Below are 15,294 nucleotides of genomic sequence, written 5' to 3' on the forward strand. Positions count from 1 at the left end.
AAAATAGGACAGAAATGAGATAAAAAGAGCCACCGGAAGAGTGGCTCTTTTTTGTTGAGGCTTATTGACATTATCTAACGTTGTTTGTTTGGCCAGAGTGATGATACGGCCACTCCTGCGCCTAACAACACCAGCAAGAGCAGGGTTAGACCCACCGGACTTGCGCCCGGTGCGCCTTCTCTTGCGCCCGTTTCCGGCAGGAAGAGAACCGGAATGGTAGGCGTAGGCGCCGGCGGCGGGGCCGGCGCAGGGGGCGGCGCAAGGGGCGGGGTATCGTCGTCATCGTCGTCGTCATCATCATCATCACCTCCATCGGGTGGCGGCGCAGGTATCTCCACGGGCGGGCTGTCATCGGTGCGCGGCGCGCCTTCAGCAAACGAAAGTTCAGCCGAGTTGTTAATAACCTGGGGCGGTGGACTGGCCAGATTATTGACCCGCGTTCTAATAGTCAAGAAGACCTGCTCGCCCGGAGCCAATACCGGAATGGTTATGACAATGGTATTGGACACAGCCGTAGGGATAGCCGGATTCCCGGTTGAAATATTCTCGGCAATAACCGTAACACTGCTAATAACGTTATTGGGCGACCATATTGTGTAGTCGAGCAGGTCAACGGTTAAAGGTAAGGGATCGCGCACAATAAGGTTGGTGGCGTTGGCGTTAGAGTGTGGCGGGGCCGGGTTTTCAATGGTGACAAAGAACCGCACAATCTCTCCGGGTTGGGCCTGGGTGGGATCAACGGTTTTGGCAATGGCCGGGTCAACAATTCTGGTGACCGGCTGGGTGACCGTATCGGTTTGAGTTGGCGTTTCATTGCTGCCAATAATGGCCCGGTTGACCAGGTGAATAAGCACTGTTTCCAGCGGTACAATGGGATAGAGTGCCGCAGCCGGGAGGGTGTCTGTTGAGATAGGCGTAATGGTAATGGTGGGGCTGGGGGTGATTTCCGGGGTGATGGTGATTTCCGGCGTTGGTTGCAGAGTGGCGGTGGGAGTGGCGGTGAGGATGGGCGTGGGGGTGATCTCCGGGGTGATGGTGATGGTCATTTCAGGGGTGGCGGTGGGGGCAGGCGTAGGCGTAACGATGGCGGTGGGGGTAGGGGTGGGGCTTGGGGCAGTTGGCGTGATCACGGCCGTGGCGCTTGGTTCAAGCGTAGCTGTTGCCGTTGGCGTTATTGTTGCTGTGGCCGCAGGCGTGCTGGCCGGCTCGGTTACCGCAGTAGGCGAAACTGTGGCCGTTGGTTCAAGCGTGGCCGTTGGTTCAAGCGTAGCCGTTGGCTCCAGTGTGGGTTCCGGGGTGGGCGCGAGGGTGGCGATTGGTTCAGGCCCAGGCGTATCGGCAGGCGCGAGTTCAGGCGTGGGCGTATCGGTTGGGGTAATTTGAGGTTGCTGCCTTAAAACGGCGGGTTGGGCCAGGCTGCCGGAGCCGCCGACCGCGCCGGCCAGAACTACTTGCGGCAATAGCGCTGCCTCGCCGGTAGCTGTTGGTTCGGCAGTAGATTCAATTACCGGTCCCGGTTCAGGGGTCGAGGTTTCGATGGGCGGCGCGGGGGTGGGAGTTGGCTCGACGGTCGGGGTTTCGGTAGGTGACGCCGGAGTGGGAGTTGGCTCGACGGTTGGCGTTTCGGTCGCCAGAGGGGTCGGCGTTTCGGTTGCGCTCGGCGCAAGCGTGGGGGTGGCAGTTTCGGTTGGTAATGGTGTGGCTGTTGCTTCCAGGGTTGGCACAGGCGTCGGCGATGGCTCGCTGGTCGGCGTTGGCTCGACGGTTGGCCCAAGTGTTGGCGTTGGCTCGATAGTTGCAGCAGGCGTGGTTTGGGTGGTAGGTGTTGGGATAGGGGTGGCGGTTACGGTGAGTGTTGGCGAAGCAGTGATGACGGGTGTGGGGGTTGGCCCAAGTGTTGGCGTGGCCGTAACGGTTATTTCCGAGGTGGCGGTAATTTCGGGCGTGGGGGTCGCCGGCAAGGTGATCACCGGGGTAGCGGTAATGGTCGGTGTTGGCGTAGGGGTAGGTGTGACCACGCCCGTGAGCGTGTTGGTATAACCAATGATGGGCAGGCCGGTGGTATCGCCCGAGAGCACAATCCAACCTTCCGGCGCGTGCATTACGGTCAAACCGGAGGCGGTATCGCTGAGGGTCATATTAACGGTAATGTTAAACTGGACGCACAGCGTCGTTCCGCCAGGGGCCAGGTCGCCTACCGGCCAGCGCAGGCCGGTTACGGTCACCGGCTCAGTACCGGACCAGGTGGCGCCATTGTAAAACTCAACGCTGCCGGTGTTAGTGGTCGCGCTGCCCGGTACGTAGGTGGTGTTAAAGGGGATGAAGTCGGTGATGACCACGTTGGTGGCCAGCAGCGTGCCGCTGTTGGAGTAACACAGGGTGTAGGTCAATCTATCGCCGGGATTGATCTGGGCGGCCGGTTGCAGGCTTTTGGCAAAGTTGATCTGCGGCGAAAGAATGGTCACGGTGGCCGTATCGGTGTCGGTGACGGTGGTGGTGTTGGTATCAACCCCGGTTATCCGAACCAGGTTAGGCGTTGACCCTCCACCCGCCACGTACCGCGCCGTGAAGGTAACCACAATGGCGCCCGTCATGCCGGGCGTAAAGTCGCCCAGGGCGGCAGTCAGGTCGTTCCAGGTGAGCGTGCCCGCCGGGGCGGTGGAATCCGGCGGAACAGTGGCGCTGTTATATTGTAAGTGGGCGGCGTTATAGGTGTCAACCAGGGGCATGGTCAACAGGGTGGTATCGCCGGTATTTTGGACGGTCAAACCGTATACCACCTGCCCGCCCTGGGTAATGGGCGAGGCGCTCAACAAGGTTTTGGTAACCACTACCGCCGGATGCGTTTCCAAGGTGGTGGTGACGCTGTCGGTTTCGGTGACCACGTTGGTGCCGTCGTCGCCATCCACCACAACGGTATTGGTGTAAGAGCCGCCCACTTCGGTGGCGGCGGTGATTTGGAAGGTGACGGTCAAATAACCGCCGGGCGCAACCGGCCCCAAGTTATGCCAAATCAGGGTGACGGGCGGCGGCTGGATGGCCGGATTCTGGGGCGAGGGCATGCCGCTGACCTGGCCGCTGTTGTTAACGTAGGTGAATACGGCGGGCAAGGTATCGGTAACGGTGACGGTGATAGCGGTGCCGCCCGGATTGTAAACCTGGATGGTGTAAGTAGTCACCTGGTTGGGCGAAATAACTTTATGGGCAATGCTTTTGTTCACATCAATGAGCGTGACCAGCACCGTGCTGTTGTCGCCGTCGTCGGGGTCGGTATCAGAGGGCACGTGGTCGGTGTTATCGGTAGGAATGGGATTGCCTTCTTCATCCCGGCCGTCAACGGCGCGGGCCACGTTGGTGTAAACCCCGCGGGGGGTGGTATCGCTCACCAGGGTTTGGAACGTTAAGATAAAGGCCGCACCGCCGGGCAGGGTTTGGTACAGCGGCCAGAAAAGATTGAGACCGCTGGCCGTGGGGTTGGTGATGGGGCCGGCGCCGTTGAGAAAACTGGTGTTGGGGATGTAGCTAAAGTAAACGGCCGGCAGCGTATCGCTAACGTTAACCCCGTAGGCCGGGCCGCTGCCTACATTGCGCACGGTAAAGCTCCAGGTAATAATGTCTCCCGGCGCAACCGGGCTGGGATAAACGGTTTTATTGGTGACCAGGGCCGGCACTTCAACCGTGATGGCGTCGGTATCGGTGACGGTATGCGGCCCGCCGGCGTCTGTCCAGGTAGCCCGGGCATTGTTGGGATAGGGCCGGGTATCCGTAACGGTGGGCCGGTTAGCCACTGTAGCCGTAAAGGTGATGATGAGCGGTTGCGGATTGGCCGCCGGGTTGGTGACCGAACCAAAATTCCAGGTGACAACAACCGGCGCGGCGCCGTTGTTGGGGACGGAAACGGTTTGGACGGGGGGCGGAGCCGGCCCGCTAAAAACGGCGTCGAGGTTATAGATCAAACCCGCGTTCAGGGTGTCGGTGACAATCAAGTTGTGGATGGTGCCCGCCGGCAGGTCAAGCTGAACGGTGTAAGGCACGGTGCCGCTGATGGTGCGGGTTTTATCCGTATCGGCGACTCGTTTGGTGAGCGTAACCGTGCCGCCGGTGGTCACGGTTTCGGTGGTAGCATCGCCGTAATCGTCTAGCGGGCCGCCCGGGCCGTCATCGCCGTTGCGCTCGTCGGGATTGTCGCCGGGGATGCCGGTCCAGGTGGTGGCGGCTATGTTGGTTAAAATTTGGCCCGGCTGGAGAGTGTCGGACATGCGGGCGGTATAGGTGATGACCACCGTGGTGCCCCGCGGGATCACGTTAAAGCCCCATTGTAACGTTTGCCCGGTCTGGTTGAACGAGCTGGCCAACGGGCTGGAGTTCTGCCCCAAAATGTCCAGGCCCAGAGGAATAACGTCGGTAATCACCACGTCGTAAGCATCGGCGGTGCTGGCGGCGGTGTGCGATACTTGCAGGGTGTAAAGCAAAATATCACCAGGCACGCCGGTATTGGGCGCGGCCACCTTGGCAATGTTCAAATCCGGCTCCACAATAACCACCGTCACCGGCGGGGTGGTGGTGATGCTGCCGGTGTCGCGGTGAATCATAGTGGCGGTGTTGGTGAAGATAAGGCCATCTTGGTTGGTGATAACGTTGGCCACAACGCCGGTAATGATGATTTGATATTGATCGGCGGCCGTGATCACGGGCCAGGTTGCCCGCACTTGATTGCCGATGACGGTCACGCTGCCGCCAGAAGCGACCGGCTCTATTCTGGCCGTCACTTTGATCAGGTTGAGCGGCACGTTGTCGGTGACCACCACGGTGGAGAGGGCGTCGGCAACGGACGGTTGAGGAACCGTAATCACGTAGGTTACGGTTTGGCCGATGGCGGCCGAGAGCGGCAGCCGGGTTTTGCTGATGCCGGCGTTGATGGTTTTGTAGAAGCCAAAGTCAAAGGTGTAGTTATTGACCAGCGTGATGGGGGCGGTGGCGGTAACGGTGCCGCCCGCGCCCAACGCGCCGTTGACCACGCCGTTGCTGTCGAGGCCGTTATCTCCCCCCACAAAGGGCGGGGTGGGTGTAAAGTCGCGCAGCGGGCCGCCGGGGGTAAAATTGTCGGCGGTGAGGGTGATGGTGTAAAGCTGGCCGGCCGGAACGGTAAAGGTGTACAGTCCGCCGGCGTTGGTGGTGGTGGTAAAGATGCGCCCGTCGGGATAAGTCACTGTAACCGTGACCCCGGCAAAGGGGATGTCGGTGCCGTCCTGGAGGCCGTCGCGGTTGACATCGTGCCACACGTAGTTGCCCAATTCCACCAACGGCACCAGGCCAAAGTCAACGGTGGGGATGTAGGTTGAGCCATTGGAGTTACTAACAGTATTGTTACCCTGGGCGCCGCTAGCGCCGGGAACCAGGGTGACCGGATTGCTGCGAATGGCGTTGGCGGCGGTGAAGATGACGCCGTTGTCGTCGTGGTCCACGTTGTTGTTGGGATTAAAGGAGGAGGGGATGTTGGTGCTGCTGGTATAACCGGCGGGCGGCAAAATTTCAACCGAGTAGGTGCCGGAGACAAGCCCGGTAAAGGTGTAACGGCCCGTAGCGTCGGTGGTGGTGCTGGCAATGAGCGTGCCGGTAACGTTATACAACCGCACAGGCACATTTGGCGCGGGCAGTTCGCCGGTATCGGTGACGCCGTTGTTGTTGGTGTCAAACCACACGTAATCGCCCAGTGATAGTTGGTAGAAGCCAAAGTCAATGGTCAGGTTTGAATTGGGGTCGGTGTCGCCGTCATCAACCGGCTCGCCGTTGACGGTGAGCGAAACCGGCGTGCTGGCCACAAAACCGCCCGAACCGAGCGTGCCGGAAACCACGCCGTGGTCGCGGTCGTTCAGGTCGCTGTTGCCGCCCACAAAGCCGTCGCTGTTTTGGTAGTTGGCCAGCGGCCCCGCGCCGATAAAGTTGGTGCTGGTAACCACCACCAGGTAGGTTTCGGTGGGGTAGCGGGTGGGCAGCAAATTGGGAAACAGGTAATAGCCGCCGCCGCTGGTGGTAGTGGTGGAGATGAAGCGGTCAATACCGGGGGTAAAAACACCGTCGCCGTTGCTGTCCTGGTACAGTTCCACGGCCACGCCGGGCACGCCCACTTCGCCGGTGTCGGTGACGCCGTTGTTGTTGGTGTCAAACCACACGTAATCGCCCAATGAGACATGATGCACCAGGCCAAAGTCAACGGTGGGGTTGTGGGTGGAGCCGTTGGCGTTGTTGACGGCATTGTTGCCCTGGTCGCCGGCATAACCGGGGGTCAAGGTGACCGGCCCGCTACGGACCACGTTGGTGGCGACAAAAGTAACGCCGTTATCGTCGTGGTCTATGTTGTTGTTGGGGTTAAAGGAGGAGGGGATATCGGTGCTGCTGGTGTAACCGGTGGGCATTACAATTTCCACGTAGTAAGTGCCGGAAAGCAGGTTGGTGAAAGTATAGTAGCCGTTGAGGTCGGTAGTGGTGGTGGCAATGAGGGTGCCGGTAACGTTATACAACTGCACGGGGATGTTTGGCGCGGGCAGTTCGCCGGTATCGGTGACGCCGTTGTTATTGTTGTCAAACCACACGTAGTTGCCCAGAGAAAGTTGGTAGAAGCCAAAGTCAATGGTCAGGTTTGAATTGGGGTCGGTGTCGCCGTCATCAACCGGCTCGCCGCGCACGGTCAGCGATACGGCGGTGCTGGCCACAAAACCGCCCGAACCGAGCGTGCCGGAAACCACGCCGTGGTCATGGTCGTTCAGGTCGCTGTTGCCACCCACAAAGCCGTCGCTGTTTTGGTAGTTGGCCAGCGGCCCCGCGCCGATAAAGTTGGTGCTGGTAACCACCACCAGGTAAGTTTGGGTGGGGGAGAAACTGGGCAGCAGGTTGGTAAAGGTGTAGTGGCCGCCGGCGTTGGTAACGGTGGTGGAAATAAGGCGGTCAACGCCGGGCGTAAAGTCGCCGCTGCCGTCGCTGTCGTAATACAGCTCCATAGCCACGCCGGGAACGCCCACCTCGCCGGTATCGGTGACGCCGTTGTTGTTGGTGTCAAACCATACGTAGTTGCCCAGGGACACCAGTTCCACCAGGCCAAAGTCAAAACTATAATTATTGTCGGTAATGACGGGCGTGGTAATGACCAGCCCGCCGTCGAGCGGCACGCCGTCGGAATCAAGTTCATCATTGCCGCCCCGGTTGATGAGAGTGTTGGTATAGTTTTGCAGCGGGCCGCCGGGGGCAAAATTTTCGGGCACCAGGGTAATGGTGTAAGGCTGGCTAACGGGTACGGTAAAGGTGTAGTAGCCGGTAGGCGTGGTGGTGGTGGTAAAGGTCCGCCCGTCGGGGCAGGTGAGGGTAATGGTGACGCCGCTGCGGCCGTTGCCGGCTCCATCGTTTTGCACCCCGTCCAGATTTTCGTCAAGCCACACGTAGTTGCCAATTTCTACCAATTTGACAAAACCAAAGTCCAGAGTCAGGTCTTCGGTGAAGGCGGGGGTGAGGGTGGTGGTAGTGGCGTACCCCAGGCCCAGGAAGGTATCGGTGATGCGGGCGTTGGAATCGCTGATGGTGTTGGTGGGGCTAACGTAGGGCAAGGTTTGGGTGAAGGGCGCCAGCGGCCCGGTGGTATAGCTGGCGCTGGAAATACGCACGGTGTAGGTGACGTTCAAGGGCAGGTATTCAAAAATATAATAACCGTCGGTGAGGCCGTTGTTGGCGGTGGTGGTGGCGCTGATGAGTTGGCCGGTGGCGCTGTTGAACAACTCCAGCACCACGCCGTTGATGCCGTACTCGCCGGGATGGGTGTCCTGGATGCCGTCGTAGTCAAGATCGTACCATACATAATCGCCCAGCCGGCCCATCGGCCAGTCAAAGCGGTGGGTGTCGGTGTCGGTGTAGGGGCGCACGCCGGGGATGGTTTGGGTAAGCGAGGTGGTGGTAATGCCCACGGTGTTGGTAAACAAATTGCTGTTGTAGATGGCCTCGGATAAACGGGCGGTGTAGGTGAATTGCAGGGTGTTATCGGGCGGCGGCGGCGCATCAAGAAAATCCAGGGTCCAGGTAATGGCCCGGCCGCCGGGCTGCAGCACGCCGCCGCCGGAGATGTTGGTAACGCTGATGCCGGCGGGCAGGTAGTCGGTGATAGCCAGGCTGTAGGCCGGACCGGCACCGCTGTTGACAACGGTGATGGTATAAAGCGCGGTCTGCGGGTTGCTCAAGAGAGAGGCGGTTTTGCTGATGCTGATACGCGGCTCGTAGACGTTGGTGGTGACCACGTTGGTTTGGGTGATCTGTCCGGCGGTGGCGTGGGTCATGACCGCGCTGTTGGTGATGGCGTCGCCATCATTGGCGTCGTTGGCGGGGTTGGGCCATTCGTGCGAGATGCGGGTGGTGACGGTAATGATCACCTGAGTGTAACTGGGGATGCGCGAAACATCAAGCCGGAGATTGTTGGTTAAACCGTTGACATTGGTAATGACGACCCCCGGCGCGGCCGAGGCGCTAACGTCCAACACCCGCAGCCGGGCGTCAATGGTGTCGGTTAGAATAACGTTGTACAGGTTGGCGCTGATGGGCCGGCTGGGGGCAATGATGGTGTAGGTGACCAGCGTGCCCAGCGTGGCCGTAGGCGGAGGGTCAAAGGTGACCGCCTTGAGCGGCCGGGCGTCTACGGTGCGGATGGCGGTTGAATGAGAGCCGCCGCTGTAATCCCGGGAGATGGTGGGAATAGGATTGCTGTTGCCGGGCCAGTTATCGTAGGCCAGGCCGGCCTGATTGGCTAAAATGGTGTTGGCGGTGATGCCGGGCGAGACGCGCAGCACCACGGTTAAGGTGATGGCCCGGTGATTGACCGCGCTGATAGTTGAGGTCAGTTGATTGACGCCCCAGAGCAATACGCCCGTAGCGCCGGGAATGGGCGCCGGTGGAGCGGTGACGGCTGAGGCCGGGTCGTCGCTTTGCAAGGTGTAGGTCATCAGGCTTGTTCCGGCCGGAATGGCGTCGGTGATCACCAGATCGTAACCGGGTAGGGCGGCCTGGCTGGAGATGGTCAAAGTGTAAGTGACCAGGTCGTTGGCCGCCACGTAGCAGCCAGTTTGGCCAAAGCGGGTGACCAGCACATCGTCAATATCTACAAAGCTATTGTTGCTGGCATCAAACAATATTTCTCCGCTGCTGTAGGCAGTGTTTATTACATTGATTTGTTGGATCCCATCTACATAAACTTCAATCTGCGAGCCTTCGGCGCGTATCTCAAAGTGATGCCAGCTACCCAGGCTAATTGTGCTAATGCCATTGCCGATGGTTGTGCCGTCTCGTCTGAGTTGGATATTGCCGTTTGGCAGCCAGCGTAATATGTAACGATTTGTCCCGTTCCTGCGGAAACGGATATCAAAATCGGCGCTGTCGGTGATGGCTTTGCGGCCCATATAGCTCATACTGAAATCGGATATATTGTTCAGCGCCGCATTGGTGCTGTTGCCATCGCCTGAGAAACGGAGCAAGCCAGTTGGGGTTACATTGATGTCTGGGTCCGTGGTGGTCCAGTTTTCTCCGGTACCGTTGTTGAAGTTGGCCTGGTCAATTGTCGCCCGGCAACCGTCAGGCGTTACATAAGACTTGCCAATGTGTAATATCGGCTCCACAATATCCACATCGGCGGTGTCGCTGTAAACGTAGGGCTGGCCGTCGTCAACGTAGGTCATGGTGATGCGGTTGCTCAAACGGACGCCATTTTGGTTGCTGTTTATATTTTTAATTACGCCCGTAATCACGCCATCAATCTGCACCGTGCCGGAGAGATCGCCCAAAAACCACACGACCGGCCCACTGGGATAAGCTCCGCCGGAAATAATGGGTGTGGTGGTGATGATGGTGTCGGGGCCACCCTGGTTGCCGTCGCCGTCGTAGGTGGCCTGTAAAAACGAGGCCACGTAACCCAGGCCGGTTGGCAGGGCGTCGGTGATGACCAAACTTTCGTAAACCGTATCCACATCGGGCAGGAAGGTGGTAAAGGTAAAAACAACCAGGCTGCCGATAGTGCCCGTTTGGAGAGCCGGGTTTTTGATGAATTCTTGCAGTAGGGTGGTGTAGGCGGTATCTGTAAGGGACGCGGTTTCGCAGCCAACGGCGCAAACCGCGGTGGCGGTGACCACGTTGCGATTCAGGCCCGACGCCAGCAAAATGGCGCTGACGGTGGCCGTCCACACGCCGCCGGGAGCGATGTCGGCGGGCGTCCAAGTGATAACCGAACCCGACCCAAACGGCCCGGCGCCGCTTGAGCCGGCGCTGGCGGTAACGGAGATATAATTGCTGCCGACAACATCGGTCACAATCACGTTTTCGGCAATGCCGTCGCCGGTGTTGGTCAGGCGGATGGTCCAGGTGACCGGATCGTCCACGTCAACGGTTTGGGTATCGGGCAATTTGTTCAAGGCAAACGCCGGGGTGCGAACCTGGAGATTGACGGTGTGGGTGGTGGTGAAAGGCCCCCTGTCGGTGCACAGGGCATGGTTATCAAAGCTCATAGTAGCCGTGACCGGCTGGCCGTTGTCTACCGGGCACGCGCCGCTGATGGCACTGTTTTTAACCCGCAACACCAGAATAAATTCGTAGGGATTCTGGCCGTCGTGGCCCGGAATTTCATCCCACTTAAAGACTGGGGCGCTGCCAGTGCCGGTAATGATCTGGGTGAGGGTCAACCCGGAACTGACCGTGTGGCTGTACACATAGCCGGCGGGCAGGGTGACGGTGAGGGTGTTGGAATAAGCCCTGGCCCCCAGGTTTCTGATTCTAATGGGAATATCTCCCTCGCACGTTTGCAGCGGGCCTGGCAGAAGCGTGACGGCCAGGTTGGGGCCGGGGTCCAGCCGGGCGGTATCCTGGGGCACCACGGTGCTGGTGCAGCCGTCGGCGTCGCAGCCAAAGCGGAGGCTGGCGGTGTTGGTGGTAACGTTGGCGCAAACAATGCTACCGGTGACGGTGCCGGTGATATAGAAAACCAGGGGCGCGTCGGGCGGTTCAATGTCGCCAATGTCCCAGGTGATGGTGCGGCTGGCGGTGGTGATATGGGGGGTGTAAGAAATAGTGGCCGTGGCCGTTATAAATTCAAAGTTGTCGGGCCAGATATCCGAAAGAACCACATTATGGGCCACGTAGGAGTTGAGCGTTTCGCGGTTGTCAACCTGTATCCGCCAAATCACCGTATCGCCGGGCGCAGCGTAGACTATTTCGCCAAATTGTCCGCCCGGCGCCCGACCCTGTTTGCTGACAGTCATGTCCGGTTTCAGGGTGCGTAGCGTCAGCGCGTTTTCAGTATAACCCAGGTAGTTGTTGCAGGGGCCAACGGCGCTGGCCTGGGCAAAAGATTGCGGGGCGTTGGGCGGGTCGCACGAGGTGCGGACAGGAACGGTGATGCGCGCCAGGTAGAGCGCCGGCAGTTCGTTGAACCAGGTCATTACCCCGGTAGGCGCAGAGATGGCTTTCCAGATGAGCAGCCTGGTAATTGTGCCGGTGCCGGTGATGGTTTGTATCTCCGGGGTAAAGGCCGTGGTGGTGGCAATGGCCACGTTATCGGCATTGATAATGGTCACGGTAATCGGCGCGCCCGTTACCGGCACCAGGTTGAGCAACGTTTCGGTGATATTAAGCTGGTAAAGGCTAACATCGGGCGAGGCGTTTTTGGTGGTAAAAATCACGTTGCCGTCATCGCACATGGGCAGGTCGGCGGTTTCGCCGTTGTTGGTCAGCAGGTAGGGGTCGGGCGTGTTAAAATCAATGGCGCGTTGGAGTTGGGCGCAGGTTGAGCCAAAACAGCCCAGGTGGGCCGTAATGGTTACGGCCAGGGGGGTACACAGGAACACCCGGGCCGTGACTGTAACTTCACGCTGTTCATTGGGGGCCAGTTGCGAGATGGTGAAAACAGGCGTGTCGGGCGGGCCGGAAATGGGCAGCGTGGGCGCAATGATGTTGCCGGTGCCGCTATTGGTGGTATAGGTAAAAATTGACAGGCCGTTAACGGTATTGGTGACAACCACATTGGTAGCAGTCAAGTTTCCGTTGTTGGTGACAAAAAATTTCCAGATCACTTCTTTGTTGCGCACGGTGTAGCGAATAGGTGTGGCAAAAAGGATGACGTTGGGCGTACGGTAGGTGTGAGCCAGGTGAGCCGTATGAGCATAAGTGTTGGCGCAGCGGCTGTTGAAGGTAACGCCGCCGTCCCAGTCGGCCTCGTTGGTGCAGTTGATGTCCAGATCAAAGGTGATCTCCCCGCCGTTAATGTCTTGGGTGGCCGGGAAGGTAAAGGTGATAACGCCTCGCCCGCCGGGCAGGGCGGTATTGGTGACCACGGTCACTTGCGCCATGGACGGCAACCCGCCGCCGGTGGCAAAATTGCGAGCCGAAGCGATCTCGCCCGCCGATGAGGTAAAAGTCACTACCACGTGGTCGGCCAAGCGGCCGGGGCTGTTATCGGTAAGGCGGATCACGGCCCGGTTGGTTTCGCACTTGTCCAACTGCGCGGGTGAGAGGCTGATGGACAAATCGCCCCGTTCAATGGTCAGGTAAAGGGCCTGGTTAAAGGTCTGGTCACCGGCGCAGGCCTGGTTGTCGCTGACCCCGGGCAGGAACAGCCGCGACCAATCGTAAAAGGTTTGGCTCGACGCGCCGTTCAAGGCCCCATCGGTCACATAAAGGGTGTAGGTGATGTGCAAGGTGATGGTTTGGGTGGGTGCATTGGCGGCTTGCAAAGCGGTCAGGTCAAGCACCAGTTCCCCGTTGGGGCCGGTGGTGGGGGTAATGTAAGCGGTGTAATCCCCCCCGTTCACGGTCACCGACAGCGTATTTGAATAGACCAAGGGCGTTGCACCGGGAGGCAGGGCGCCGCCGCCGCTGCCGCCCAGGGCGTCGGTAAATACTGCGCCGGCCCAGGTGATGATGGTGCTACCTGTCACCTGGTAGGTGTTGACAATCAAAAAGCCGTTGTTGGCGCAGGTTTCGGCGTTGGAGTTTGCGCTGCGGCTGCCGCTGACGCCTTCTTCATTTTCAATGGCCGTATTCACTTGAGCGGTGACCGTAATATCGTTACAGCCGGGACAGGTGACGCCGGCCAGGGCGGTCACGCGATTGTTGACAATCTCCGACGCGCCGCACAGGCCGCCGGTGGTGGTCACGGCCCGGCTGGTGTAAACCAGGGTTACGGAAAAGGCAGCCGCGGTGGGGTCAAACAACAGGCTGACGGTTTGGCCGCCGGTGGCCGACAGGCCGTTCACGTTGCCGCCGCTCTGGTTGGCCACGGTTGGTCCGCCGATGATGGGAAATTGCGAGGGCACAATGTCGGTGAGAACAATGTTGCCGGTAATGGCCTCCCGGCTGCCGGGCGGCACCGAGTTGGGGTTGCTGCCCCATAAGGTAACCTGGTAAGTGAACACCTCGCCGCTGCTGACAATGGGCGGGCCGCTTTTAGACACGTTCAGGGTGGGTATCTGCCCCTGGCCAAACTGGTAACTAAGGCCGGCCGGCGCGCCGGTAAAGGGATTGCTGTCGCAAATATCCTGGTAGAGGGGGGTAAAACTGATCTGGCCGCTGCCCGCTCCGCACACCGCGGCCCGGGGCCGCACTTCAAAGGTCAACGTAACGCCGGTAGTGGGACCGGGCAGGGTGCCGGTGGGGCTGCCGCCGTTAAACGTAAACAGGCCGCTGCCCGGGTCATAGAGCCAGGGCGCGCCCACCGAACCGGGCACAACCTCCAAAAAGCCGGTGTTCAGGCCGGAGGCCAGCCGCAGGTTGCCGGCCGGTCCGCCGGAATTGGCAACGGTAATGGTGACCGTGGGCGTAACCACGCTGCAATAGGGAAAGTTAAGCTGGGGCGGCGCTTGAATGCTTACATTGGGTATTTGGGGCGTAAACAAAATACTGGCCGTTGATTTGACCGGATTGGTGATGTAGGCGTCCCCTTCCAGGTTGCCGCACTCCCACCAGGCCCCCCCCACGTTGGTAAAGTTGCAGGCTTGCACCGTGCCTACCACCGTATAAACCATGGTCTGGTTCACGTTTAAAACGGGAATAGTGGCGCTAAAGGGCAAATTGCCGGTGGGCGGGATCAGGTGTTCGCCGCCTTCGTCGGTGATCACGGCGTTATACACTTTGCCCAGGCCCGTGTTTTGCACAATCAAATTCCAGGTGATGGGCTGGCCAAAATCGGGCGTGCCCAGGTTTTGCAGGGCCGGTTCTTTGCGGATAACCAGGTTGCCCCGGCCGGTGGTCACGTTCAGGCCGCCGGTATTGAGTTCAATAGGCCCCGCCGGGGGCGGGTCGGCGTTGTAGCGCGCGCCCACCCGTAGTTGCTGGCCCGACTGCGCGCCGCAGGTGGCCCGTAATTTAAAATTGAGGGTGATCACCTGGCCGGAGGCCAGGTCCAGGGTGATGCCGGGCGTCCACACAATTGAACCGGGGGCGGTGGTAATTGAAGTAAATGTTAAAAAAGTTGTGCCGGAAATTAATTGATCGCCGCCGTCGTGGATGAAAAAGGTTTGATGGGTAGCAGTCAGATAAACGCCGTAGGCCGTTTGGGTTGAATCGTTGCGGATAACGGCGGTGTAGACCTCGCCCTGCCCGGCGGGGTTGCCGATGCTGGCTACGTCCGGGCCAATAACATACACCGAAAGCGAAGAGGCCGGAATAGCCCGCTGCAAAGGACGCGCCGGGGGCGAGAGGGGCGGGCTGGCCGGGGGATTATTTCTGCCGATAAACCAAGCGGGTAAAACAGCCGATTCCCGCATGCCCGTCGCCGGAGACAGTTCTGAATTTTGGCCGGCAGCATTGAACCAAGCCGGCAAAACCGCGGCGAGGGGCCGACGATTTATCGTTGCCGGCTCAAGGTCAAACCACCCTGGTAAAATATCGGCGGTCGTTGGTCGTTGGTCGTCGGTCGTTCTATCAACAAACCCACCCGGCAAAATATCAGCGGGTTTGGCTGAGGATGGGACCGGGGCCGGTAAATGGGCCAGGGCCGCCGGTTTAGCCAGAGACAACCCGGCGGCGGCGGCAAAATCCACGCCCGGTGTGGCGGAGGGATCAAACCAGGGCGGAATGATGGTCGCAGCAGTGGCGGCAGCAGGCGTCAAGGATTTTTGCCTGAAAATAAATTCCGGCTGCGGAGGGGCGTGCACATTTTTAGCCGGGGTGAGCAGTTCTTCCCTGGCAAGCGCGGGCGCGGCCTGGGGCGGCCATAAATTAACAATGAGGGCAAATAAACTGATAAATGAGCCTAATTTTTGTTTGAATGATGGCATT

The 15,294-nt window shown here is 59.5% G+C and carries 1 protein-coding gene; it reads right to left on the bottom strand.

Going from position 1 to position 15,294, the window contains the following annotated elements; translation table 11 throughout:
- Positions 1-74 precede the first annotated feature (74 nt).
- Complete coding sequence (locus JW953_06735; protein ID MBN1992383.1) at positions 75-15,293, bottom strand: DUF11 domain-containing protein; 15,219 nt, start codon at positions 15,291-15,293, stop codon at positions 75-77.
- Between the last annotated feature and the right edge of the window lies 1 nt (position 15,294).

It is taken from the genome of Anaerolineae bacterium (genome assembly GCA_016931895.1).
GTDB lineage: Bacteria > Chloroflexota > Anaerolineae > 4572-78 > J111 > JAFGNV01.